Annotated in this window: 22 protein-coding genes and 1 pseudogene; 11 read left to right on the top strand and 12 right to left on the bottom strand. The window is 56.4% G+C overall.

All coding sequences use genetic code 11. From position 1 onward, the window contains the following. Positions 1-238: 238 nt before the first annotated feature. The 6 genes from GRH90_RS21050 to GRH90_RS21025 are packed head-to-tail and all read left to right on the top strand — an operon-like array spanning position 239 to position 7,999. Positions 239-1,843 carry an ABC transporter substrate-binding protein gene (locus GRH90_RS21050; RefSeq protein WP_162367932.1) on the top strand — a complete coding sequence of 535 codons (1,605 nt, stop codon included), beginning with the start codon at positions 239-241 and terminating at the stop codon, positions 1,841-1,843. Positions 1,844-1,898: 55 nt separating this feature from the next. Then, entirely contained in the window at positions 1,899-3,161 is a 1,263-nt protein-coding gene (locus GRH90_RS21045) for an acyl-CoA dehydrogenase family protein (RefSeq protein WP_162367931.1), read from the top strand. Between the two features lie 54 nt (positions 3,162-3,215). After that, positions 3,216-4,571, top strand: coding sequence for an LLM class flavin-dependent oxidoreductase (locus tag GRH90_RS21040; RefSeq protein WP_162367930.1), 1,356 nt, complete (start codon positions 3,216-3,218; stop codon positions 4,569-4,571). Further along, on the top strand, positions 4,568-5,935 hold the full coding sequence (locus tag GRH90_RS21035) for an LLM class flavin-dependent oxidoreductase (protein ID WP_162367929.1): 1,368 nt from the start codon (positions 4,568-4,570) through the stop codon (positions 5,933-5,935). Before GRH90_RS21040 ends, GRH90_RS21035 begins: the two co-directional genes overlap by 4 nt. Position 5,936: 1 nt before the next feature. Continuing rightward, positions 5,937-7,172, top strand: coding sequence for an acyl-CoA dehydrogenase family protein (locus tag GRH90_RS21030; protein WP_162367928.1), 1,236 nt, complete (start codon positions 5,937-5,939; stop codon positions 7,170-7,172). A gap of 11 nt (positions 7,173-7,183) precedes the next feature. Further along, a complete protein-coding gene (locus GRH90_RS21025) occupies positions 7,184-7,999 on the top strand; it encodes an SDR family oxidoreductase (RefSeq protein ID WP_162367927.1) in 816 nt (271 codons plus the stop codon). Positions 8,000-8,047: 48 nt separating this feature from the next. Here the strand turns inward: GRH90_RS21025 and GRH90_RS21020 are convergent, their stop codons facing one another. The 4 genes from GRH90_RS21020 to ssuE all read right to left on the bottom strand — a co-directional run bounded on the left by GRH90_RS21020 (position 8,048) and on the right by ssuE (position 12,214). Beyond that, positions 8,048-9,694: an ABC transporter ATP-binding protein gene (locus tag GRH90_RS21020; RefSeq protein ID WP_162367926.1), complete on the bottom strand. Its 1,647-nt coding sequence runs from the start codon at positions 9,692-9,694 to the stop codon at positions 8,048-8,050. Between the two features lie 6 nt (positions 9,695-9,700). Further along, the gene (locus GRH90_RS21015; protein ID WP_162367925.1) at positions 9,701-10,543 is read right to left on the bottom strand and encodes an ABC transporter permease; all 843 of its coding nucleotides are present in this window, start codon (positions 10,541-10,543) and stop codon (positions 9,701-9,703) included. Further along, positions 10,540-11,526, bottom strand: coding sequence for an ABC transporter permease (locus GRH90_RS21010; protein WP_162367924.1), 987 nt, complete (start codon positions 11,524-11,526; stop codon positions 10,540-10,542). Before GRH90_RS21010 ends, GRH90_RS21015 begins: the two co-directional genes overlap by 4 nt. A 124-nt stretch (positions 11,527-11,650) precedes the next feature. Beyond that, a complete protein-coding gene (ssuE, locus tag GRH90_RS21005) occupies positions 11,651-12,214 on the bottom strand; it encodes an NADPH-dependent FMN reductase (RefSeq protein WP_162367923.1) in 564 nt (187 codons plus the stop codon). 360 nt (positions 12,215-12,574) lie between these two features. On the opposite strand from ssuE, the gene GRH90_RS21000 reads away from it, so the two are divergent. After that, a complete protein-coding gene (locus GRH90_RS21000) occupies positions 12,575-12,826 on the top strand; it encodes a S24 family peptidase (RefSeq protein WP_246236187.1) in 252 nt (83 codons plus the stop codon). A 382-nt stretch (positions 12,827-13,208) separates the two neighbouring features. Here GRH90_RS21000 and GRH90_RS20995 read toward each other — a convergent pair whose 3' ends face one another. The 8 genes from GRH90_RS20995 to GRH90_RS20960 form a co-directional block, all read right to left on the bottom strand. Next, positions 13,209-13,835, bottom strand: coding sequence for a LysE family translocator (locus tag GRH90_RS20995; protein WP_162367922.1), 627 nt, complete (start codon positions 13,833-13,835; stop codon positions 13,209-13,211). Positions 13,836-13,902: 67 nt separating this feature from the next. Next, positions 13,903-14,850 (bottom strand): ornithine cyclodeaminase family protein, encoded by a 948-nt coding sequence (locus GRH90_RS20990; protein WP_162367921.1) that lies wholly within the window; start codon positions 14,848-14,850, stop codon positions 13,903-13,905. A gap of 15 nt (positions 14,851-14,865) precedes the next feature. Then, positions 14,866-15,417 (bottom strand): carboxymuconolactone decarboxylase family protein, encoded by a 552-nt coding sequence (locus tag GRH90_RS20985; RefSeq protein WP_162367920.1) that lies wholly within the window; start codon positions 15,415-15,417, stop codon positions 14,866-14,868. A 16-nt stretch (positions 15,418-15,433) separates the two neighbouring features. Beyond that, positions 15,434-16,018, bottom strand: a complete 585-nt coding sequence (locus tag GRH90_RS20980) for a type 2 periplasmic-binding domain-containing protein (protein ID WP_162368051.1) — start codon at positions 16,016-16,018, stop codon at positions 15,434-15,436. A gap of 25 nt (positions 16,019-16,043) precedes the next feature. Next, positions 16,044-17,015: a branched-chain amino acid transaminase gene (locus tag GRH90_RS20975; protein ID WP_162367919.1), complete on the bottom strand. Its 972-nt coding sequence runs from the start codon at positions 17,013-17,015 to the stop codon at positions 16,044-16,046. Then, positions 17,012-18,424, bottom strand: coding sequence for a phenylacetate--CoA ligase family protein (locus GRH90_RS20970; RefSeq protein ID WP_162368050.1), 1,413 nt, complete (start codon positions 18,422-18,424; stop codon positions 17,012-17,014). The genes GRH90_RS20975 and GRH90_RS20970 overlap by 4 nt, the downstream gene beginning before the upstream one ends. Before the next feature lie 107 nt (positions 18,425-18,531). Next, positions 18,532-18,954 carry a DUF2000 domain-containing protein gene (locus GRH90_RS20965; protein WP_162367918.1) on the bottom strand — a complete coding sequence of 141 codons (423 nt, stop codon included), beginning with the start codon at positions 18,952-18,954 and terminating at the stop codon, positions 18,532-18,534. An 11-nt stretch (positions 18,955-18,965) separates the two neighbouring features. After that, the gene (locus tag GRH90_RS20960) at positions 18,966-19,328 is read right to left on the bottom strand and encodes a Dabb family protein (protein WP_162368049.1); all 363 of its coding nucleotides are present in this window, start codon (positions 19,326-19,328) and stop codon (positions 18,966-18,968) included. A 163-nt stretch (positions 19,329-19,491) separates the two neighbouring features. On the opposite strand from GRH90_RS20960, the gene GRH90_RS20955 reads away from it, so the two are divergent. The 4 genes and pseudogenes from GRH90_RS20955 to GRH90_RS26625 all read left to right on the top strand — a co-directional run bounded on the left by GRH90_RS20955 (position 19,492) and on the right by GRH90_RS26625 (position 23,800). Beyond that, positions 19,492-19,971 carry an Lrp/AsnC family transcriptional regulator gene (locus tag GRH90_RS20955; RefSeq protein WP_162367917.1) on the top strand — a complete coding sequence of 160 codons (480 nt, stop codon included), beginning with the start codon at positions 19,492-19,494 and terminating at the stop codon, positions 19,969-19,971. Positions 19,972-20,858: 887 nt separating this feature from the next. Continuing rightward, positions 20,859-21,740: an integrase domain-containing protein gene (locus GRH90_RS20950; protein WP_162367916.1), complete on the top strand. Its 882-nt coding sequence runs from the start codon at positions 20,859-20,861 to the stop codon at positions 21,738-21,740. Continuing rightward, positions 21,737-22,651: pseudogene (locus GRH90_RS26630) on the top strand (primase-helicase zinc-binding domain-containing protein); the annotation flags it as partial. The gene GRH90_RS20950 and the pseudogene GRH90_RS26630, both read left to right, overlap by 4 nt. 84 nt (positions 22,652-22,735) lie before the next feature. Continuing rightward, positions 22,736-23,800: a helicase RepA family protein gene (locus GRH90_RS26625; RefSeq protein WP_312857210.1), complete on the top strand. Its 1,065-nt coding sequence runs from the start codon at positions 22,736-22,738 to the stop codon at positions 23,798-23,800. Positions 23,801-23,992: the final 192 nt, after the last annotated feature.

Below are 23,992 nucleotides of genomic sequence, written 5' to 3'. Positions count from 1 at the left end.
ATAAAAATACTTTTTTATTAACAATTATGAAACACCATAAAATATAAATTAAGACCGCCTTAATCCAATGCTTTTTTTGAATTAACTTAGAACCAGCATGGTAATAAACCCGATATCACAAAGTTGGCTATAAACAGTAGGTATTGTTATTTAATTAAATCCTGCCTAGCGGGATAGACTCGTTCAGTTTGTGAATAACATCGCCTGCAATAGTCGTTATAATAAAAGGTTTAATCAGATGTCGAGAACATGCCTGTCCGCCTTATCCGTGGGAATACTCCTGCTCGCGTCAAGTTTCCTGGGAGCGTCCATGGCGGGCGAGCCGACGCCGGTTAGGGGTGGAACCCTGATTGCCGCTATTTATCCCGAGCCGGTCACGCTGACGGCGACCTATAACAATCAGTATGCCAATCGTGTGATTTCAGCCAATATTTTTGACGGCCTGGTCTATTACGACGATAAATTCCAGCCGCGGCCCCGCCTGGCCACCTCCTGGGAAGTGGCGGCGGACGGCCTGAGCATCACCTTTCATTTGCGCAAAGGCGTAACATGGCACGACGGCGTTCCCTTTACCTCGGCGGATGTAAAATATTCCGCCCTGGAAGTATGGAAAAAAGTGCACTCGCGCGGCCGGTCGACCTTTTCCGCGTTAAAGGATGTGGAAACCCCCGATGACGACACGGCGATTTTTCGCCTGAGCTCGCCGTCCCAGGTGATATTAAGCGCCCTGGACGGCGCGGAATCCCAAGTGGTGCCAAAGCATATTTTCGACGGCGGCGATATCCGCAAAAGCCCTGAAAACGCGCGGCCGATCGGCACCGGACCTTTTCGTTTCAAGGAATGGAAACGGGGACAATACGTGGTGCTGGAAAAAAATCCGGACTATTGGGATAAAGGCAAACCTTACCTCGATCGGGTTATCTACCGTTTTATCCCCGACGCGGCCGCCCGCAGCGGCGCGCTGGAATCGGGCGAAGTGTCGTACATCCCTTATGCCGGCGTGCCGTTTTCAGATATTGCGCGGTTGAAAAAAAATCCCGAGCTTAAATTTGAATCCCGTGGTTATGCCTATGCGGCGCAGACCTATTTTATCGGCTTTAATTTGCGCTCGCCTGTTCTGTCCAATCTGAACGTCCGCCAGGCCATCGCCCATATCATCGATCGCCAGCGCTTAATCGACACCGTCTGGTATGGGCAAAGCAAGCCGGAATACAGCGTGGTTCCCGAGTCCCTGACCCGATTCTACACGTCGGATATTCCCCGTTACGCTTACGACGTGGCGAAGGCGGGCGCATTATTGGATGAGGCGGGTTATCCGGTGAAAGCCGGAGGCAAGCGCTTTACGCTGCGCCTGTATACCGATCCCAGCTCCGGGCAATTCCTGTTGGCGGGAGAATTCCTGCGCCAGGAATTCAGTAAAATCGGTATCGATATCGCCTTCTCGCCGCTGGATAACGCCACGTTCCTGAAAAAAGTCTATTCGGATTACGACTACGATATTATTTTCCAGGGTTTTGGCGTGATGCTCGATCCGCAAATGGGATTGACGCGGGTATTTGATTCTAAAGCGCAGTCCCCCGGCGTGCCTTATGCCAACGCGTTCGCGTATTCCAGCCCGGCAACAGACCGGCTAATCACCGCCTATCAAAACGAGGTCGATCCACAGCGGCGGATCGATGTTTTCCACCAATTCCAGCGGCAGACGCTGACTGATTTACCGCTGTTGCCGGTAATGGAGGCGCCTTTTTTCACCGTCTACAACCGTAAATTGCAGGGTTTGGATTTTTCGCCGGCGGGGGCGCATTCCGGTTTTCGCGACGCCTGGATTGCCGCACAGCCCTGATACCGTCCACCCGGGTATCGATGCCATCCCTTAACGGTCATAAGAGAGGATCTTGATGTCTTTATCGTTTTCCACCATCAACGCCGGACCGGCCGGCAGGTTTACCGAGCCGGTCGCCGGGCGTGATACCGCCGCGCGCGATGTGATAACCCAGGCCGGGGAACTCGGCGCCAGGCTGGCGGTCGACGCCTCGAGGCGGGATCAGGAGCGTATTTTACCGCATGCGGAACTGGACCTGGTGCTGCGGGCGGGCATCGGCGCGGCGCGGGTGCCCAAGGCGTTCGGCGGCCCTGAATTGTCCTATTCGGACCTGGCGCGGATAGCCATCCTGCTGGCCAAGGGCGATCCCAACGTGGCCCAGGTGCTGATCCCGCATTTTACCTCGGTGGAGCGTATCCGCCTGACCGGCACCGCCGCCCAGCAGGAGCGCTATTTCCACGGACTGCTGCACGGTGATTTAATCAGCGGCGCGACCGGCGAGCGCGGCGGTAAGTTCGTCGCGGATATGACCACCCGCCTGGTGCAGACGCCGCAGGGGCTGCGGCTGCGCGGGAAAAAATTCTACAGCACCGGCGGCCTGATGGCGGATCGGCTGCGCGTTACCGCCAGGGACGACCGGGGGGATACGGTCTCGGCCATTGTGCACCGCGCGCGCGCGGGCATCGTGCAGCACGACGACTGGGACGGCATGGGGCAACGGTTGACCGCCAGCGGCACCACCGAATTCCTTGATGTCGAAGTGGCGGACGACGAGGTGATGTTCTACGCCAGCGACGCGGGCAAAAAACGCAATTACCAGCCGGCGGCCACCCAAATGCTGCATTCCACCATCGAGGTGGGCATTGCCCTGGCGGTGCTGGACGACGCCGTGGCCTGGGCGCATCGCGGCGCGCGGCCGCGCGCCGATTCCGGGGTGCAGCGTTCCGTCGACGACTGGTTTGTCCAGCATACCATCGGCAATATTATTGCCCACGCGCACGGCGCCGAGGCGGCCCTGCTACGCGCCGCCGCGCTGGTCGATACGGCGGTGGCGGCCTGGCACGGCGGCGTCGCCGGCGAGGAACTGGAACAGCGGCTGATAGAAGGTTCCATCGCGACGGCCGAGGCCAAAATCGTTTGCAACGGCGCGGCCCTGCGGGCGGCCGAGCTGATTTACGAGGTCGGCGGCTCTTCCTCGACCCTGCGTGAAAATAATTTTGACCGTCACTGGCGCAACGCGCGCACCCATACCACCCACGATCCGATCAATCACCGCTATCGTGTGGTCGGCAACTATTACCTTAACCAGACGCCGCCCCCCATCACCATGTATGACTGACGCCTTGATGACGGGCGGCGGCCGGACCCGGGGTTAACAATCGGAACGGTAACGATGAAACAACAGAAAAAACAGCTGCGCCTGGGCGCTTTTTTGCAGGATGTCGGCCATCATATCGGCGCCTGGCGTCATCCCGACGCCCCGCTAAACGCCGGCATGAACCTGGAACATTTCAAGCTGCTGGCGCGCCGGGCCGAGGCCGCCAAATTCGATATGATTTTCCTTGGCGATCAGATGACCTTCCAATACGGGGAGGACGAGCATATCGGCCGCACCACCCGCACGGTAAATTTCGAGCCGCTTACCCTGCTGTCCGCCCTGGCGATGATCACCGAAAAGATAGGCCTGGTGGCCACCGCTTCCACCAGCTATAACGAGCCGTTTAACGTCGCGCGCAAGTTTGCGTCGCTGGATCATATCAGCGGGGGACGGTCGGGCTGGAACGTGGTCACCTCCTGGACCCTGGGCGAGGCGCTGAACTTTAACCGTGACGAGGTGATGGAGCACGGCCTGCGTTACCAGCGCGCCCAGGAATTCGTGGAGGTGGTGCAGGGACTGTGGGACAGTTGGGAAGACGACGCGTTGCTTAATGACAAAAGCACGGGGCACTTTTTCGACCCCCGCAAGCTGCATGTCCTCGATCATCAGGGGCGGTTTTTCAAGGTGCGGGGACCGCTGAATATTTCGCGGTCGGTCCAGGGGCAGCCGGTGCTGGTGCAGGCGGGCTCTTCGTCCGACGGCCAGGACCTGGCCGCCCGCAGCGCGGAGGTGATTTTTACCGCCCAGCGCTCGCTCACGGACGCCCAGGCGTTTTACCGCGGCGTCAAAGAAAAAATGGCGGCCTATGGCCGCCATCCCGATCGGCTTAAGATCATGCCGGGCGTATTCCCCATTATCGGCGAGTCCGAGGCCCATGCCCGGGAAAAATTCGAACAACTGCAGTCATGGGTCGACCCGGAAATCGGCTGGCCGGTGCTGGCCCGTCATTTGGGCGGTATCGACCTGTCGTCCTATCCCGTCGACGGACCGTTGCCGGAACTGCCGCTGACCCAGGGCAACCAGAGCCGGCAGGGGTTGCTGGTGGATTTCGCCCGGCGGGAAAACCTCACGATCCGCCAACTCTACTGGCACGTCACCGGCACGCGCGGCCACTGGGCGATTTTCGGCACGGCGGCGCAAATTGCCGACCAGCTTGAGGAACGTTTTACCGGCGGCGGGGCGGACGGTTTTAATATCATGGCGCCCTGGCTGCCCGGAGGCCTGCTGGAGTTCATTGACCAGGTAGTGCCGGAGCTGCGCCGGCGCGGTTTATTTCGCCATGAATATGCCGGCGCTACCCTGCGCGAGAACCTGGGGCTGGCGCGGCCGGCCAACCGTTATGCCGATCGGGCGCCGGGGGGCGCGTCATGAGCGGCGGGGCACGGCGTGAAATGAACCTTGGCGTGTTTGTCGAGACCACCGGCCGGCACCTCGCCAGTTGGCGCCACCAGCAGGTCAATCCCCTGGCGCCGCTGGACTTCGGGCATTACCGGCGGGTGATGGAAATAGCGGAGCGCGGCCTGTTCGATCTGTTTTTCCTGGCCGACGGGCTGGCCATCCGCGATCGTTCGGCCGAACGCCTGGGCCGGGGTCCAAAAGCGCATTTTGAGCCCCTGACGCTGCTGTCGGCCCTGAGCATGGCGTCCCGCCATATCGGGCTGATCGCCACGGCGTCGACCACCTTTAACCAACCTTTTCATATTGCCCGTAAATTCGCCTCGCTGGATTTTCTAAGCGGCGGACGGGCGGGATGGAATATCGTTACCTCGTCCAGCGACGCCGAAGCGGAAAACTTCGGCGCCGACCCCATACCCGCCGCCCGGGAGCGCTACCGCCGCGCCGCTGAATTTGTCGAGGTCGTGCGCGGCCTGTGGGACAGCTGGGACGACGACGCCATCGTCGCCGATCCGGCATCAGGGGTTTATTTCCGGCCGGACGGCCTGCATGCCCTGAACCACCGGGGCGAGTTCTTTGCCGTGCGCGGCCCGCTGAACATCGCCCGGCCGCCGCAGGGCCACCCCCTGCTGGTGCAGGCCGGATCGTCGGTGGCCGGCATGGCGCTCGGCGCCAGCGTGGGTGAGGTCATCTATACCGCCCAGACCACCCTGGCGGACGCGCGGTCTTTTTATCGCCAATTAAAGGAACAGGCGCAGGCGGCGGGGCGATCCCCGGACGCGATGCGTATCCTGCCGGGACTGTTCCCGGTCGTGGGCCGGACCCGGGACGAGGCGCGGGAAAAATTCGACTACCTGCAATCGCTTATTCATCCGGACGTGGGACTGGCCCAGCTTGAGCACCATTTGGGCGGCGTTGACCTGTCCGGATATCCGCTGGACGGACCTTTGCCCGAGCTGCCCCAGGCCGGGGATAACCCCACCAGCCGGATAGCCCTGCTCCAGCATGTCGCCCGGCGCGATAACCTGACCATCCGGGATTTATATTTGCAGGTGGCCATCGCCCGGGGCCATCCGGTGCTGATCGGCACCGCGACGGATATCGCCGATATGATGACCGCCTGGTTCCAGGAAGGCGGCGCGGACGGCTTTAACATCATGCCCGGCTGGCTGCCGGGCGGCCTGGCGGATTTTGTCGATCTGGTGGTGCCGGAACTACAGCGGCGGGGGGTATTCCGCCGCCGCTACCAGGGCGCCACCACGCGGGACATCATGGGTCTGGCTCGACCGGCCGGCCGCTATGCGGCGCCGGTAAATCATCGCCTAACGGCGGGAGAATAACATGTCGGTTAATCACGACCAGGAAAACGGCTTAGGCTCCGACGGGCATGACAAAGACAGCAGGGACGGCTTCATCGCCTTGGCCGAGGGATTCAGGCGGCGTTTTGCCGCCGGCGCGGCGCGGCGCGATAGCCAACGCGCGCTGCCCCACGAGGAAATCCAGGCGCTGCGGCAAAGCGGCCTGCTGTCGATGCGGGTGCCGCGGGAATACGGCGGCCGGGAAGCGGATTTGGTGACCTTCTCCCGTGTGATACGCCTGCTGGCGGCGGGCGATCCCAATATCGCCCAGGCGATCGCGCCGCAGTTCGCCAATCTGGAAAAACTGCGTTTATACGGCACCCCCGCGCAGCAGCGGCGCTATTTCGATCTGGCGCTGGACGGGGCCATGATGAGCAACGCCGCCGCCGAACGCGAAGGCGTCTTTATCGGCGATGTGGCGACCCGGCTGGTGAGGGATAACGGGATTTGGCGCCTGCGCGGGCGCAAGTACTACAGCACCGGCAGCCTGTTTTCCAGCATTATCCTGGTCACCGCGCAGCATGAGGAAGGGGGCCGGGCGGCGGTGTTTGTGCCGGTGGATCGTCCCGGGGTGACCGTCGGCGATGACTGGGACGGCATGGGGCAACGCACCACCGCCAGCGGCACATCGGAGTTCGATAATGTGCGCGTCGACGAGGGCGAGATCTTGCGTATCCCGGCCTACGGCCATCGCCGTACCCATGAAGGAGGATTCGCGCAGCTGATCCATGCCTCCATTGACGCCGGCATCGCCCTGGCGGCGCTGGAGGACGCGTGCGCCTACGGACGCAAACAGGCGCGGGCGCCGCGCGAAAGCGGGGTAGGCGGCGCCACCGCCGATCCTTATGTGCTGCATACCGTCGGCGAAATGGCCATCATCGCGCACGGCGCCGAAACCCTGCTTGAGCGCGGGGCGCTTCTGCTGGATAACGCCCTGCGGGCGGAATGGGCCGGCGGGGCGGAAAGCGATCGCCTGCTGGGGGAAGCCTCGATTGCGGTGGCCGAGGCCAAGTACGCCACTTCCGAAGCCGCCGTCAGGGTAAGCGAAATGATCTACCGCATCGGTGGGGCTTCGGCGACGTCGGCCGCGCTTAACCTTGACCGGCACTGGCGCAACGCGCGCACGCATACCACCCACGATCCGGTGGCGTACAAGGCGCGGGCGGTGGGCGATTTCTATTTAAACGGCGCGCTGCCGCCGATCAACACCAAAATCTAAGGGGCATGGTTATGGAACTCGGTTTGGCGGGGAAAGTGGTGCTGGTGACCGGCGGCAGCAAAGGCATCGGCCTGGCCGTCGCCCGCGCCTTTTTGCGCGAGGGCGCGCGGGTGGGCATAGTGTCGCGCGATACGCGCAACCTGAAGCAGGCGCGGCTGGCGCTGGCGGACGACGGGGCCGGGGTTGCCGTGGCGCGGGCCGACCTGGGCCAAAGCGATGAGGCGGAGGCCGCCGTCGAGCAGATCGTCCGGCAGCTGGGGCCCATTGATATCCTGGTGAACAGCGCCGGCGCCGCCCGGCGCAACCCGCCGGAATCCCTCGACAGCGTCGCCTGGCGTGCCGCGATGGACGCCAAATACTTTACCTATATCCACGCCCAGGACGCGGTGCTCAAGCGTTGGGTGGCGCGGGCCGGGAACGGGGACGGCCCGCCGGCGCGCCAGGTTGGCGCGGTGGTCAATATCATCGGCACCGGCGCGCGCGTGCCGCATCCTTCCCATGTGGCGGGCGGGGCGGCCAATGCGGCGCTGCTGTTGTCCACGCTGGGACTGGGGCAGTATTACGCGCGTTACGGCATCAGGCTGAACGCCGTGAATCCGGGCTATACCTTAACCGATCGCATCGATCACACCGTCGGCCATGAAGCCCGGCGTTTGGGCGTGACGCCCGGGGAAGCGCTGGACCGGCTAAGCGCCGGGCTGCCGCTGCGGCGCTTCGGTCGCCCCGAGGAAATTGCCGATGTGGTGTTGTTCCTGGCCAGCGAGCGCGCCAGCTATGTGGTGGGCGCGTTTATCTCGGTGGACGGCGGGCAGCATACGGTCTTCTAGCCGCGCGGGCCTCCCGGCCCGGCGAGGGGGCCGGATCGGGTATCGATATCATGCGGCCGCCAGGATCAGGCTGCGCGTATAGGGATGGAGGGGGGCGCTCAGTATCGTCATCGCGTCCCCCGACTCGACCACGTTGCCCTCTTTCATCACGATGATGCGATGGGCCATGGCGGCCACGACCGCCACATCATGGGTAATAATCAGATAGCTTAATCCATGCTCCCGCTGCTGGCGCTGCAGCAAGGTGATGATCTGCCGCTGGATGGTGACGTCCAGGGCGCTGGTCGGCTCATCGAGCACCAGGATGTCGGGGTTGATAATCAATGCCCGCGCAATGGCGATGCGCTGGCGCTGGCCGCCGGAAAATTCATGGGGGTAGCGGCGCAGCAGGCCGGGAAACTGGGCTTCGCTCAACCCAACCTCGGCGAGCATGGCGATAATGCGCCGCTCCCGCTCCCGCGCCGACAGTTCAGGATGATGGAAATGCAGTCCCTCGCCCACCACCTGGGAAATATCCAGGCGCGGGGAGAGGGAAGAAAAGGGATCCTGGAACACCGCCTGGATTTTACGGCGCTGCGTCCGGCGCGCCAGGGAAGAGTGCGCATTGGCCTGCTGCCATGACTGCCCGTCGATGAGCAGGGAGCCCTCATGGCCGATAAGTCCCAGCACGGCGGACGCCAGCGTGCTTTTGCCCGAACCGGATTCGCCGATCACGCCCAACGTCTGGCCGCGCTGCAAGACAACATCGGCATCCTTGACCGCCTGGAAACGATGGCGCCGGAACCAGTTGTTGATCCCCGGTTGCGAGATGGGGTAGCTGATATGCAGGGCTTTGCCTTCCAGGCGCGGGTGTTGCCCGTCGCCCGCGGCGACGGCGCCGATGTCCCGTTGCGGACGGCTGTTGATGAGTTGGCGGGTATAAGGGTGCCCCGGCGCCTGGAACAGCTGCTCGGTGGGGGCGACCTCCACGATATTGCCGGCTTCCATGACAATGACCCGATCGGCGAAACGGCGCACCAGATGCAGGTCGTGGGTAATCAGCAGGATGGATAAACCGTTCTTGCGCTGCAGGGCCGACAGCAGCTCAAGGATTTGCAGCCGCAGGGTAACATCCAGCGCGGTGGTCGGTTCGTCCGCCAGCAGCAGCTTCGGCTCGCCGGCCAGCGCCATGGCTATCATGGCGCGCTGGCGCTGGCCGCCGGAAAGCTGGTGCGGATAGGCATTGGCGCGCCGTTCCGGCTCGGCGATGCCGGTCTCCGCGAGGCGGGCCACGGCATGTTTCCAGGCGTCTTTGCGCCCCATATGGCGTTTAAGCCGGTAGACTTCGGCGATTTGATCCCCAATGGTATGCAGGGGGTTGAGCGCCGTCATCGGCTCCTGGAAAATCATCGAAATATCCTTGCCGCTGACGGCGCGTATTTCCGCCTCCCGCAGCTTGAGCAAATCGGTATCGCCGTACAGCGCCTGTCCCGACACCCGGGCACCCGGGATCAGGCGTAGCAAACTCATGGCGCTCACGCTTTTGCCCGATCCCGACTCGCCCACCAGGGCCACCTTTTCATGCGGTTTGATATGAAAAGAAATGCCGTGCACGATCTCCTCGCCGTTGAACCCGATGCGTAAATCCCGCACGTCAAGCAACTTCAGCGGTATCGGTCCTTCGACGGCGGCGGTATCTCTGTCTTCTGTGGCCATCGTAATTTAATTCCTTTGCAGGCGTGGGTTATAAATATCGTTCAGGCCGTTGCCTATCAGCATAAAGCCCATCACGGTGAGGAAAATGGCCAGGCCCGGCAGGGCGGTCATATACCACGCGGTGCGCAGCACCTCGCGCCCGGAGCCCACCATGCCTCCCCAGGTCACCACGCTGGGATCGCCGAGGCCGAGAAAGGATAACGAGGCCTCGGACAAAATGACCTGCGCCACCAGCACCGATGAAGCCACCATCACCGGCGCAATGCTGTTGGGCAGTACATGGCGGGTAATAATGCGTACGTGTCCCAGCCCGATGGTCGCGGCGGCGCGCACAAATTCCATTTCACGCACGCGCAGCGCCTCGCCGCGCACCAGGCGCGCGATTTGCGGCCAGGATGTCGCCCCCAGCGCCAGTGAAATACTGAACGTCGAGGGCCCCAATACCATCACCAGCGCAATGGCGAACAGCAAACGCGGCATGGTCAGGAACACTTCGGTCAGGCGCATCAGGATATCGTCTATCCAGGACGCGCCAAAATACCCCGCGATAACGCCGATGATAATGCCGAGCATAACGGAAAGCGCGGTGGCAAACAGGCCGATCAGCAACGAGGCGCGCGCGCCGTAGAGCAGGCCGGAAAGCATATCGCGGCCCATCATGTCGGTGCCCAGCGGGAACCTGGCATCGGCCCCCGGCCACAGCGTCGGGCTGGCGACCATATTGCGCGGGTCGCCGGGGAAAAAATAAGAAGCCGATACCGCGCCGAACAGGACCAGCAACAATAACAACAGGCCTGTCTGGGTAGAATACGAGCTTGCCAGGCGCGTGAAAAAACGACGGGATATCATGAGCGGCGTCCCCCGATGCGCGGATCCAGCGCGACATACAATAAATCAACCACGAGGTTCATCAGCACCACCAGAAAGGAACTGAACAGGAAAATACCCAGCAACAGGTTCAGGTCACGGGAAAATACCGCGTCGTACGCCAGCCGGCCGATACCCGGCCAGCCGAAAACGGTTTCCACCACCACCGAGCCGCTAAGCAATCCGCCGATTTCCAATCCGGTAATGGTAATAATGGGCAGCGCGGCATTACGCAGGATATGGCCGAAGATAACCCGCCATTCGCTTAACCCTTTCGCCCTGGCCGTGCGCACGAAGTCCTGCCCATAGACTTCAAGCATCGATGAACGCGTGATCCTGACATACATCGATAAAAAGAACAGGCTGAGTGAGAACGCCGGCAATATCAAATGCCGCGTCACATCCAGCAGATAAGAAAGATCATTGGCATAGTCCGCGCCCACCGTGGTGATGCCGCTTACCGGAAACCAGCGTAAATTAATGGAAAATAATACGATCAGCAGCAGGCCAATCCAAAATAGCGGCGTGGCAAAACCAATGGTGGAAAAAACCGAAATCATCCCGTCAAGAAAAGAGCCACGGTAGCGCGCGGCGATAATGCCCAGCATTACCCCGACGACCAGGGCAAAAATTATTGCCGTCAGCGATAGGCTAATTGTCGCGGGCAGCCGGCTGAGGATTAAATCGGCAACGGGCATATTTTCCCGAAATGAATAGCCCAAATCAAAATGAACCAGGGAAACAATATAATGAACAAATTGCTGCCAGATCGGAATATTCAGCCCATATAATTCGCGCATTTCCGCCATATATTCAGGCGTGGCGCCTCCCGATTCTCCCGCGACGACATCAATGACATCGCCGGGCGCCAATTTCATTAATACAAAGGCCAAAAGGACAATGGTAAATGTGGTTGGCACAATCTGGAACAACCGCCAACCTATATAACCGATTCTACCCTGCATCACCTATCCCTCTTATAAAAAACCAGGACCCGGTGTCTTTGCCATAATTAAATAGAATTAACATCATAATATCTACCACATTCTCCGCGCTTAACCGGTCGTTGGCCGGCGCTGATGATATTGCCTACGACGCGGATGAAATGCTCAGGGCGTGGAATTGCGACTGCCTTTCCAGCGCGCGAATAAACGTCTCGAGGGAGTCTATAAGTCTGGTTTCAAGCGGGGCGCTTAACAGCGGATCGCTGTCGTAATGGGATATCTGGCTGTCTTCGGAAAAAACGCCGTGCAGGATTTCCTGGGCCTTCAGCGCATTGAGCACCGGTTTGAGCGCATAGTCGAGCGCCAGCATATGTCCGACCGAGCCGCCGGTGGCTATCGGCAACACGACCTTATGCTCGAAGGCGCGTTCCGGCAGCAGGTCCAGCAGGGTTTTCAGCGCGCCGCTAAACGAGGCTTTATAAATAGGCGTGCTGATAATCACCCCATCGGCTGCGGCAATCTGCCCGATAAAAACCTGCAGCGCGGGGCTGTCAAAGCGTGCGTAAAGCAAATCTTGCGGATTGAAATTAAACAGATTCCAGGGTGTAACGTCAATGCCTTGCCCCTCCAGCCAACGCTGGGCGATAGTCAACAACGCCGCGGATCTGGAGGGGACACGCGGGCTACCGGCCAGGGTAATCACATTCATTGCGGCTCCTTAAAATAAAAATCATATTCTGATCGGTCTGGCTAACCGGGACGCAAACCTGTATCGCGCCCTGATATTATTCCAAAATCAAAACAGCTCTATTACAAACGGTTAACCACCTTATTACGCATGAAAAAAAAATTAAAATATTATTTTTGGATTTCTATAGCTGAAAATGATGATTTCGCCTGTTGCTGCCGGCCAGGCCTCCGGATCCTGGCTAGCGCAACGGAAACGAGACTGCCAACCTTCGAGGCGGTGTGAGACTGGCCCTTAAACAAGCGCAACCGAAGACGCGCGAGGCCATAGGCTCCAACGCCATCGGTCATATCAGGTCGATGGCCGGTGCCGGAGACTGGAATGTCCACAATCCCAGGGGCAGTCAATCTCCGCCATGGCATCCATCAGGGCGCAGCGCTCATCGTTGACCGCTCCCTGGCACCGGTAGACGGCAGCATTGTCATCTTGAAAATTGACGGCGGGTTTAGGCTACGACGTTACAAACTTTACCCAGCGCGCGGGCTGCTGGAGCAACTTGATTTTCCAGGGCGGTTAGAGCTTTTTGATGAGGAAGAGGGGGCGTGTGCTTCGGTGTGGTCACGTATGTGCTGAACGATATGCGGACAGGAGAATTTGATGATAGCCCGGTGATGTAACTGCATCGAAAAAACCTGAGTTTTTCCCTCATTTTTCCCTAAGCAAATTACGGGCGAAAAAAAACCAACCATAACTGGTTGGTTTTCTTCAGGATATTTGGTCGGCATGAGAGGGTTAATATTAAATCACTATCTAATTGTAAAATAATGAAAAATTAAATTACACATCATGAAAATATGCCTAAATCAATGCCTAAAAAATAGATCGAAAAATATTTGAGCATCGTCACAATTATCGCATTTATTTGCTATACGAAATAGGGACATCATCCCTCCACCTGACTAACGGCCTGTTCCCGTAAACAAATACAGCGAATCAATGCGCGAAATTGACTAGCTCAGAAAGTCTTCATGACCATTCCCGCCGCGGCCAACAGCATGATTACTCCTGCCGAACGGAACAGTCTCCTTTGCGCTTTTGCGCTGGTAAGAAAATGGCGGATTTTCAGCGCGGCCAGAATAAATACAGCGCCTACGCTTAAAAGAACGAGGATTGTCAACGGCACCAGCATCATCCCCCACGTCATCAGCGACACATTATCAAGGGAGATAACCAGAGGAAGGATGGCAAGGTAAAATGCCACCGTTTTGGGATTACCCAGGGTGATGGTAAAACCTGACAGCCAGGCAGATGCAAGCTCGTGCCGCGACGCCGGTTTTCCGATACTGATAGCCTGCGGCTGGTATTTAAGGAACTGCCAGGCGAGCCAGCATAAATACAGGGCTGCTGCCCAGTTTATCAATATAAAAACAGAGCTGTAATTGTGCGCAATCACCGCCAGTCCGAATACAGCAAAAGACAGGTAAACAAGGTCGCCAATAATAAGACCGCCCAGCATGGTAAAGCCCGAAATAGCCCCGCCGCTGACGCTGCGGGCAACCAGGGCCGTCATTCCCGGTCCCGGAATGGCGGCGGCCAGCCCGAGAGCCGCGACATAAGTTAAAATCTGCGTGATTCCTAACATGTTGTGTTCCTGTTTCGTAAGTTCATTGATGTCCCTGTCCATCAACAGATGAAAATTGAAAAATTAATTATGGGCACATCCTGACTACAGCTCGGGCAAAAACCAAATCTTGCGCAGCAATTCCTACCGATTTGAACACCGTGGGTTTTGAGCGTGATGTCCGGCGGGATGATAAGGCATCGCCCAGCTCACCGATTTCGCTGATAGGATATTGCGCACTGATTAGCCGATTTTTCCTGGCCTCCTGAAGGCAAGACGAGGCTTGCCAGGCGGCATCGCGTGAGTCGACATACAGCTCAACCCCGGCATAAACATCTGCATCAAGCTCTTGAAAACCCGGTGCAGATGCGCCCACGGCATTGACATGGCAATGCGGTTTAAGATCCTTTAGCCGGAGCAATGGGGATTTTGACGCAGTCACAGTACAAATAATGTCTGTGCCACTGACCGCCTCTTCAGGTGTTTGTTTTACTTCAATACGCAAGCCCGTTTTTTCGCGGCACCAGGCGGCAAACAGGCCGGTATGGGCGCTGTCCCTACCCCAGATTGTAATGCTTTCTATTGGTCTGATGAATCGCATCATCTGCACATGCTTTCTGGCCTGTACGCCATTGCCCAGTATGGCAAGCCGGGAGGAGTAAGGAGAAGAAAGTTGTTCAGTTGCCCATGCGGATGCTGCCGCCGTTCTTAATTCCGTGATGGCACCGGCGTCAATAACCGCCATTCCTCCGTCCGGCAGGGCGTCATACAGCAGTATTACCCCCTCATGCGAAGCTCGTCCATCGGCATGGCTGAAATCAACTTTCACCGTTTTTAAGCCAAAGCCTTTCCAGTCTCCTTCCCGGATACATGCCGGCATGGTTCCCATAATGCAGCCGTCTTCAGCCGCGATGATGTCGCGTGGGGATTGCATGATTTTACCCTGACTGAAAAGCATAAAAGCTTCTCTGCTCAGTTGCAGGCACAGCTCGGGTGGCAAGGTATTCTCGACACTCTGTCGATCAAAATAGCGCATAGCGGAGAGGACCTTTCATTCAATTTCGGTGCCGACGTCCATAAACTGAGGTTCCACCTCAGTTCCGGCAATGCTATTAAGCAGTGTGGACATGGTTTTCTGTGAGACGCCGAGGATCACGTCCAGCATATTTTCACGGGTAAAACCGGCGTCAAGGAATGCGGCCACCTTTTCCGCAGGGATCTGTCCATGCGCCAGTATTACCGCACGCGTAAAGTGATAAAGCGCAGATAGTCGTTCCGGTAAATCACGTGGGTCATATATCAACTGATCCAGAATTTGAGCGGGTACGCCCTTGTGCATTGCTATCCATTTATGAGCCTGAACGGTATAGCTGCATCCATTAATAATGCCGGTGGTGATCCACACCACGGCTCGTTCCTCTTCCTGCAATGAACATTGCGAAAAAGTATCGTGAGCAAACTGATAGGATGAAAGAAGCGCTGGAGATTCGGCCATGTAAGCACTCTGCCTGGGAACCCAGCCAAAACTGTCAACAGAACTCTGCAATAGCGCCCGGCTGGCTGAGGGAGCGCTTTGCGGAGTATGCGGTTTCAATATGTCCATTTTTATTCTTACCTTATTAGTGTTGAGTCTGAGAGCCGAATACAGACCAGAGCATATGGATCGGTCGGGTGCTGGATACGAATTTCAGGTTGTGTAACCCAACGGCGATTTCCGTCGTTAGCGCCATATCGACTTCACCATTTGCCACTGCTATGGCAGCAGCGCTGGTAGAGTCCATCTCGACAATTCGTGCGATAAAAAGCCCCTCGGGAAGCAATTCACTGATTAATGGAATGGGGGCAGGGTGTGAAGCTATACACAGTGGACGATAGGGTAATGGACCTTTGACAGCAAGACCGTACAGGGGAGTATCAAAAACGAATGTCGCCAGGAGCGACAGCCGTGTATCCATATAAAAATCATTAATTGCGGGATAGGCATTGGCAACAACTAATAATCCTTTCTCCTTATTGAGATTTTCACGCGCCAATTCATAGGTGTCATTAAGGACCAAAGCGTGAATGCTACGGTTGTAAGTATCAACCATCCATTTACTGAAAAACCGCGATGCATATTCGCTGCTTGTACCTGACGGACCAAGCGTGTAAATAGGTAAATTTAATGCTCGTTCTAACCCCATATCCATGAAATAAGTTTTCATCATTCATTCTCTCTATAAGGACGAATTAATAAACGGGCGTTAACCAGGAACTGAAATTATCTATTTCGCCACGCACGACCTGTTGATAAATATTTCTTATCGACAAAGTAGTACTTTCATCATTGATGCTTTTAAGATGGTGGTGATCGATTTGTATAACCGGGGAGATTTCCACACCTGTTCCGGAGAGAAAACATTCATCCGCCATAAGTACTTCTGAAGGCAAGATATCTCTCTCTTCTACTTCTAATCCCAACCGTTCCTTTGCCAGGATTATAACGGTAGCACGTGTAATGCCTTCTAGAATATGAGCATTAACCGGAGGAGTAATTATTTTGTTCTCTTTTACAATGAAAATGTTTGATGTTGTCGCTTCTGACAGATTACCATGCGTGTTTAACATAAATGCATCGTCAAAACCGCTCAGCCGGGCAGACTCTATCGCCAGCGCAGAGTTAACATAACTTCCTGTTATTTTTGCACGCACAGGAATGGCGTTGTCTGCAATCCTCCGCCAACTGGAAAAAGTGCAGCGTATTCCATCCTGTTTTACATAAGAACGCATATTTAAGGTGTTTATAGATAAACCGCTGCTTACACCTGAAAGCTTTACACCAAAGCCGCTGCCTGGCAGTAAATGCTGCTTAAATGCCAGAGGCCGAATGTAGCAATCGCTCCGGGCATTATTGAGACGCAATAAGTTGAGAATTGATTTCTGTATTTCATCAGCGGTGGGGATATCGTCAATCAGGAGCAATGATGCAGAATTAAGTAGCCGTCTTATGTGCTCATCCAGCCGGAAAATATTTACGTTTTCTCCCTCATGGCTGATATATCCACGTATTCCTTCAAATACTCCCGTCCCATAATTAAATGCTTGAGTAGTCACCGGCAGCGTGGCGTTTTGAGTTTCGACAATCTCACCATTGAGATAAACCAAGGGATGATGTGCAGTTTTAGTTTCTATTGATGATGTGTGGCGAACCGGGATGTTCATGATTTAAACCCACCAGTGATTAAGTCCAGCGCCGCATCCCGGTCGGTGTTATCCCCTTCAGGTCTGCGATCATGCAACCGTGCGGCTTTCCAGCTCACCATCGCTGAGGTTCCGGTGATGGCTGTGGTCTCGCCTGTTGCGAGGTTGACTCTCACGCCATTTAATTTGCCTTCCATATGTTTTTTGACTTCAGAGAGCAGGGCAGCGGAGTCTGTAGTGGAATCAAATAATTCCACAGTGATATTGAGCGTGTCCGTTCTTTGATGGCGTTCAATCTGGATGGCGAAATCGAGGCAGCCGGTCAACCTGTCGAGTAATGCAGCCTCAAGGTCCCACGCACAGTATTGGGTCCCGTTGAGATTGAGGACATCGCGCACACGCCCTATCGGAACAAGCCTCTGACATCCATTCGGCATTAACGTTGAACGCACCATGTCACCGGTTCTATAGCGTATCAGGGGCTTTTGTCCCTTATAAAGATGGGTAATGACCAGTTCACCTGTGACCTGTCCGCTGGCGCTATCAAAAGGTTTACCACTGACAGGCTCGATGATTTCATAGTAGTTGTTCAGCGGAACGGTATACAGATAGCCATCATGGTTGCAGACCGCGAGAATGGAGGATTCCTGTGAAGCATACATGCAGTTATATATCTGGGCGTTCCAAACGTCGCCAATGTTTCTTAATAGGGCGGGAGTGGTGAGCTCACCGACGGTGAGTATCAAACGGATGCTGCTCTCGGCGGGAGAACGACCGCATTGCCTCATAAAGCGGGCCAGCGAAATGGCGACAGCAGGAGTGCAGACTAAAGCCGTGATTTTCAGTTCATCAATCAGTGCCATCACACGCTTCATGCCAACGACGGGCGAACGCGGCCACATTTTTACAACGCTGTGGCCTAAGCTGCGTAAAACATCTTCAAAAGTATCACCAGTTGAATGCAGTTCGCTTGGCCCCATTACGCCTACTATATGTCCGGTACCATGTTGATTAAATATGTTACGGTAATGAATGATCAGAGGTGTGTTATTATGTATTGAGTCGATCTCATTTCGTGGACATGGCGTCGGAGATCCCGTCGTTCCAGTCGTTTCATAATAGATCCAGCTATCACGAAGAGGGGCTGACGCCAGCGATGCCCCATATTTTCTTAAGTCATCCTTTGTGGTAAACGGGAGTGAGTTTATTTCATTAAGGGTAATGTTTTCGATGTCATGATTTGTTATTCCAGAAAGATGATTTTTATAAAATTGCGAATTTGAAGACACATAATTCAGCACATCTTTAAAACTGTCGTTTTGATGTTTAATCAGCTGACTCCGGCTAATTTTTCCTGCTTCGAAATCCCTATGTTGCTGATACACATTCCTGGCTTTCAGGAGGAGGTCGTCTTTGAAAACAGCATACATAATAAAAACCTCTCGTGTTAAAAAAATCACACCATCACTTTAATGGCATAGTTCGGCTCAGGATTTAAACTATTCTGAGATTACTTGAATAAGTTGTGCTTACTTCATTATTTGTAAAGGGGAAGGTTACCCGTAAGTCCGGTTATTTTCTTTTTGGGGCCAATCAAGCCTATAGCCACCAATTCTATGTTTGTGCTGCTGACGGAAGAAATGCGTTCCCCATATTCATCATATGTTTTACAGGATTGTGCAAGCGCACTGAACGGCATTGCATAAATATCTGCGTCTTCTTTAGCTGTACGCTGCAGCTCCTGTAAATAATCTCCAGAAGAGAGGAGTACTGGCAGAGGAGAGTGAATCACACCCGGATAATTCAGACCGTCAAGGCTCTGCATATCCGGGCCGACGAGATTTTCGATAGTTTTCCCGAAACTTATACCGATCACACTGGCGGCATTCATTGCCAAGCCGGTGGGAAGGTCGCTGTGAATGATGATGGTGCAGCGATGAATACTGGCATCAAATTTCATATTTAGTCCTTTTATTCCTGGGGAAAGTGGCAGATAGAACTAAGCGATTCAAATAAGCCCGTATTAAGCGTAAAGTCACTATTCAGTTCAAGATCTACAATTGACCAGTTCGCAATGATCTTCCATTTGTCTACCCCGGCCTGATGATCGGGATGGACAAGGTAAGCATTCATATCTTCTTTGTTTTCAAATAGGCCAACGACAGCAAAATCGGCAGCAATGCTGCGGTGGGTAACGTTTCGGCCAGAAATCCACCCTTTTATCTCTCTGATGTAATGATGGTGTCTCCGGGTAGCCCGTTCTGCATCGATAGCTTCAAGCGATGACCAGTTCCAGGGACTTTTAAAAGTGAACAAGACAATGTGTAGCAGCATTTTCACCTCAAATACCATGCCATTCTTAGGCTTTGAATTATTAGACTGAGTAATTATTATGCCTGCGGTTGGCGGAAATTTGTTACCTATCTGCCTTTCATTTCTGATGTCAATAGGATAGTTTTACCCAAATGAACGCTATTTCAGAAAGAGATTTGCTTTTATGGCACTGGATAAGACAGAAATGAAAATTTTGCGGCTTCTACAGGATGACGCTCGCATTACCAACCAAGTATTGGCAGATAAGATCGGTCTTTCTGCTTCCCCATGCTGGCGCAAAGTGCGGAAGCTTGAGGAAGATGAAGTCATCCAGGGGTACAGGGCGGTACTGGACAGGAAAAAAATCGGGCTTGGTGTCATGGTTTTTGTGCGCGTTGCCATCGATAGTCACAGTGAGGCTGAAGCTAAAAAATTTGAAGAAGAGGTTACGGCTCTCGAAGACGTAGTAGCCTGTTATAGCATAGGTGGAGATGCTGATTTTTTATTGCAGGTCGTCGCAAATGACCTGGACTCCTATGCTGATTTTGCCATGTCGGTCGTTCGCCGCCTGCCTGGTATAAAAGCGATGCAAAGTATGTTTGTCCTGAAGGAAATAAAACCACTAGTCACCTATCCGATAAAAGGCATATCCAAAGCAGGGTAATCCTATAAAGAAGTACCCCCGGTTTTAGACGGGAATTCCATCAGTTAATAGTCTGGCCCCATGTGTTCAAGACATATAACATTATGTGTAGGGCGACATCTTATGAGATCATTTCAATCTCCGGTCTGCCCATACAACTTATTTGCATGGGCAGACCGGAGACGACAAGCGAAGCGCGTCAGCCTTGCCAGCGGATAATTGCCGGTGTAGGATTATTTTGTACCTGTTGTCTGAGGACAACACCCCAGGTTGCCACGTCCTGCAAGGCAACGCTCAGGGATAATCTGAGTGGTCAATCCCTAGCCCGCTTCGTCACCGGCAGCGCGGGTATCGCTTCGGCGGTGGTGGCTAATTTCTCCCTCTGCGCCAATCCGGTGCTGATATTCATCTCTCATTGATGCCTGGCTTTTGCCGGCGGTCATTTATCTGATGTATCCCCAATGCCATGCCCTTTCCCTGGCTGGTGTGTGTTATTCCTCGTTCCACCCTGGCGCATTCGTCGTGGCCGTGGCCTTTTTTGCCTCAATTGATGTTTCCATGAGGCAGCGGCGTCACTTTTCCCGTGCTAACGGGTGAAAGTGACGCCGCACCCGACCACCGCACCAACGCTGAAATTATGCTGCCTGACTGAGCATCCCTGTCATCTGACGCACGCTTTTCTGCGTCAATTCTTCTCATCCATTCACCAAAGGAGGACTGAATCAATACCTGAGGCAGGCTTTACCGCCTGAGGGGATTTCCTGCTGACGCAGGCGGTTGCACCGAGTGCATAACCGACTCCCCGCCACACCTCAACCACTGCCACTCCGGCGCACAGGTATTGTTCAGCACGGCACGGGATACCCCCGTGTCGCGGACTATCGCGCGCCGGAGACAGGGGTATCACCATGACAGCATTATGCCGTGAACTGCAAAAGCTGGCCCGCCAGGCCGGCGGCAGTCACAAGACGGTCCATGACCGTTTGCATATGGCCGAGCGTCTCAGCCGCCATCTGCTGGACCTTAACATTCAGGTGAAATCGGTTAGTCACTTGAAAGCCAAACATATTGAATCCTATATCGCTGACCGCCAGGCGCAGGGCATCAGTCTGCGCACCCTGCACAATGAGATGGCCGCCGTGCGGGTGATGCTGCGCGAAGCCGGGCGGGACAAGCTGGCCGACGCCGACCGCCTCGGCAATCAGGCTTTGGGGCTCCAGGGCGCCAGCCGGGCCGGCACCCGTGTCGCCATCAGCCAGACGCGTTATCAGGCCGCCCTCGATACCTGCACGCAAAAGGATGCCGGACTGGCCGTCACGCTACAGCTGACCCGGCTAATGGGGCTGCGCTCGCAGGAGGCCGTGCAGTGTTCACAGTCGCTGTCGACCTGGGCCGCGGCGCTGGCGCGGGGCGATGAACGTCTGGCAGTGGTCTTCGGCACCAAGGGCGGACGTCCGCGCCAGACCCTGGTACTGGACCGTGAAGCGATGACACACGCCGTAAATCGGGCGCTGGATATTTCCGCCACACGTCATGGACGGTTAATCCCCAAACCCGACCTGAAAACCGCCATGAACTACTGGCGCTCGCAGACCACTCGCGCCGGACTGACCGGGGTGTATTCCCCCCACAGCCTGCGTTATGCCTGGGCGCAGGATGCGCTTCGCCATTATAGGTCGAAGGGATTCAGTCTGCGGGAAGCCTGTGCCCTGACGTCCACCGACCTTGGACATGGTGACGGGCGCGGGCGTTATATCCGCCGGGTGTATGCCCAGGGGGTGAGCCCGTGACGAGCACCTTTGTTTCCGATATCACCCGCCAGGCCCGGCACCGCTGGCCCGCCATTCTGTCCTCGCTGTCGATACCGGTGCCGGCACATCATCGGCACGGTCCCTGTCCGGTCTGTGGCGGGCTGGACCGCTTTCGTATGGATGACCGGGAAGGGCGGGGCACTTGGTACTGCAATCGCTGCGGGGCCGGCGACGGACTGGACCTGGTGGCCCGCGTCCACCGTTGTTCACTTGCTGAAGCGGCCAGAAGAGTGGCCTCTCTGGAGGGCGCAACGTCAACCCCGCCAGCCAGGGAAAAAGCCCGGCCGACCGTCAATATCACCGCCCGGGTCAGTTCCCTGCTGGCCTGCTGTGTCACGGGGGAGTCCCCTTACCTGAAGGCGAAGGGCTATGACCTGGCCGGACCGGTGTTGCCGGCGGGACAGACCATCACCGTGGCCGGAGACATCTTTCCCCCTGGCTCGCTGGTGTTACCCCTTCAGGATACAACAGGACAATTGACCGGCGCCCAGTTGGTCAGTCCGCTGGGCACCAAACATCTGCTCCCGAGCTCGCACCTGAAAGGCGCTTTTGTGGCGCTGCCGCCGGATGCCACTGTCTGCCCTCCAGCCGGTTTTACCGCTCCAGCCACTGAAGACATCGCCATTACCGAAGGTTACGCCACCGCGCTGGCGGTCCGGGCTATGACCGGCATGCGCATCTGCGCCGCCCTGTCAGCCAATAACCTGCTGAATGTGGCCGGTGCCCTGCGCGAGGCCTATCCGCAGGCACGCCTTATTCTGGCCGCCGATAACGACCGAACTCATCCAGACAACCCCGGAAAACTGCAGGCAGTACGCGCCGCCCGCGCCGTAAACGGGGTGGTCGTGCTGCCGCTCGGTGAGGCAACCGACCACGATGATGCCCTGCGCCTGTACGGCCCCGAACAGGCCCACCGCGATTTTTACCGCCAGCTTTTCATTTCCCATTCTGATTTTCACCAGGAGAGCGCCACCATGAAACCCGGTATCACGTCCGTTGACCGTCATTCCCCTGAACTCACCACCTCCCTGCCGCTGCGCCGGGGCTCGGAGGGATATGATACCCCGCAGAACTACCTGATTAAGGGCCATATCCCCGGCAACTCGCTCAGCAGTATTTACGGGCCGGGCGGCTCGTTTAAGTCTTTCCTGGCGGTCTCCTGGGCCTGCCATATTGCTACCGGCAAGCCCTGGGCGCAGCAGCGGGTGAATCAGGGCGCGGTGATTTACGTGGCCGGTGAAGGCGGTATCGGCGTCCCGCGCCGTATACGGGCCTGGGAACAGACGCTCAACGGCAATAGCCCGGTGGACGGCCTGTTCCGGGTGGACTGTGCCGTATTCCCCGCCAGCCCGGAAAGCGTCAATCAGGTCATTCAGGCGGCGGCGGACGTGAACCGTCTGACCACCATGCCGGTGCGGCTGATTATCCTTGATACCCTGGCGCGCTGCTTTGGCGGCTCGGACGAAAACGCCGCACGCGACATGGGCGCGTTCATTCAGGGCTGTGACGCCATTCGCACCGCCACGCAGGCCTCGGTGCTGATTGTCCATCACTCCGGCAAGGACCAGGACCGGGGCGCACGGGGCTCCAGCGCATTTCAGGCGGCGCTGGACGCGGAGTTTAACGTCCGGCGTGAAGGCGAAGGGCATGCCCTGGTATTGAGCTGCACTAAGATGAAGGACGCGGAGCCACCCGAGCCGGCGGCGTATGACCTGAGCCCGGTCACGGTGTATGTCGATGAGGACGGTGAACCTGTGGATTCCCTGGTGTTGCATGACCAGTCCAGGGCGGCACAGGACCCGACCGCTGTTTACCCGGAGTTGGCAGGAGTGTCGCATCTGACGGGCAATCATATCGCCGTCTGGCAGGCGCTCCTCGACCTCGGAGACTGCACCCGCTCGCAGCTTCGTCAGGCACTGCGCCCCAAGGGTATCAGCGCCGATAAGAAGTTTTCTCGCTGGCTGCTCAAGCTGGAAAAAGAGGGGGTGATTACGCTGGATGGTGAAAATATTTATTTAACAATACCAACAAAGCGGTAGGGCTATTTCAAGGACCCTCCGACGGCATCCGTGGGGCCCGCAACTAACAACAACGGGACCAGATGATTGTGTAAGTATCCCGTATAACAGAGCCAGTTACTTTTAGAGATCTTCCGGCATAATGAAGATGCCAACGAGGAGATCACTATGCGCAAAGCCCGTTTTACCGAGCACCAGATCCTGGCCGTTATT

The organism is Acerihabitans arboris (assembly GCF_010131535.1).
Taxonomy (GTDB): Bacteria; Pseudomonadota; Gammaproteobacteria; order Enterobacterales; family Enterobacteriaceae; genus Acerihabitans; species Acerihabitans arboris.
The sequence above is the reverse complement of the archived record's forward strand: the minus strand, read 5'-3'. Positions and strand labels throughout refer to the sequence as shown.

Coding starts and splice junctions, on each gene's coding strand:
- GRH90_RS21050 (WP_162367932.1), top strand. CDS start 239: ATGTCGAGAACATGCCTGTCCGCCTTATCCGTGGGAATACTCCTGCTC.
- GRH90_RS21045 (WP_162367931.1), top strand. CDS start 1,899: ATGTCTTTATCGTTTTCCACCATCAACGCCGGACCGGCCGGCAGGTTT.
- GRH90_RS21040 (WP_162367930.1), top strand. CDS start 3,216: ATGAAACAACAGAAAAAACAGCTGCGCCTGGGCGCTTTTTTGCAGGAT.
- GRH90_RS21035 (WP_162367929.1), top strand. CDS start 4,568: ATGAGCGGCGGGGCACGGCGTGAAATGAACCTTGGCGTGTTTGTCGAG.
- GRH90_RS21030 (WP_162367928.1), top strand. CDS start 5,937: ATGTCGGTTAATCACGACCAGGAAAACGGCTTAGGCTCCGACGGGCAT.
- GRH90_RS21025 (WP_162367927.1), top strand. CDS start 7,184: ATGGAACTCGGTTTGGCGGGGAAAGTGGTGCTGGTGACCGGCGGCAGC.
- GRH90_RS21020 (WP_162367926.1), bottom strand. CDS start 9,694: ATGGCCACAGAAGACAGAGATACCGCCGCCGTCGAAGGACCGATACCG.
- GRH90_RS21015 (WP_162367925.1), bottom strand. CDS start 10,543: ATGATATCCCGTCGTTTTTTCACGCGCCTGGCAAGCTCGTATTCTACC.
- GRH90_RS21010 (WP_162367924.1), bottom strand. CDS start 11,526: ATGCAGGGTAGAATCGGTTATATAGGTTGGCGGTTGTTCCAGATTGTG.
- ssuE (WP_162367923.1), bottom strand. CDS start 12,214: ATGAATGTGATTACCCTGGCCGGTAGCCCGCGTGTCCCCTCCAGATCC.
- GRH90_RS21000 (WP_246236187.1), top strand. CDS start 12,575: ATGTCCACAATCCCAGGGGCAGTCAATCTCCGCCATGGCATCCATCAG.
- GRH90_RS20995 (WP_162367922.1), bottom strand. CDS start 13,835: ATGTTAGGAATCACGCAGATTTTAACTTATGTCGCGGCTCTCGGGCTG.
- GRH90_RS20990 (WP_162367921.1), bottom strand. CDS start 14,850: ATGCGCTATTTTGATCGACAGAGTGTCGAGAATACCTTGCCACCCGAG.
- GRH90_RS20985 (WP_162367920.1), bottom strand. CDS start 15,417: ATGGACATATTGAAACCGCATACTCCGCAAAGCGCTCCCTCAGCCAGC.
- GRH90_RS20980 (WP_162368051.1), bottom strand. CDS start 16,018: ATGAAAACTTATTTCATGGATATGGGGTTAGAACGAGCATTAAATTTA.
- GRH90_RS20975 (WP_162367919.1), bottom strand. CDS start 17,015: ATGAACATCCCGGTTCGCCACACATCATCAATAGAAACTAAAACTGCA.
- GRH90_RS20970 (WP_162368050.1), bottom strand. CDS start 18,424: ATGTATGCTGTTTTCAAAGACGACCTCCTCCTGAAAGCCAGGAATGTG.
- GRH90_RS20965 (WP_162367918.1), bottom strand. CDS start 18,954: ATGAAATTTGATGCCAGTATTCATCGCTGCACCATCATCATTCACAGC.
- GRH90_RS20960 (WP_162368049.1), bottom strand. CDS start 19,328: ATGCTGCTACACATTGTCTTGTTCACTTTTAAAAGTCCCTGGAACTGG.
- GRH90_RS20955 (WP_162367917.1), top strand. CDS start 19,492: ATGGCACTGGATAAGACAGAAATGAAAATTTTGCGGCTTCTACAGGAT.
- GRH90_RS20950 (WP_162367916.1), top strand. CDS start 20,859: ATGACAGCATTATGCCGTGAACTGCAAAAGCTGGCCCGCCAGGCCGGC.
- GRH90_RS26625 (WP_312857210.1), top strand. CDS start 22,736: ATGAAACCCGGTATCACGTCCGTTGACCGTCATTCCCCTGAACTCACC.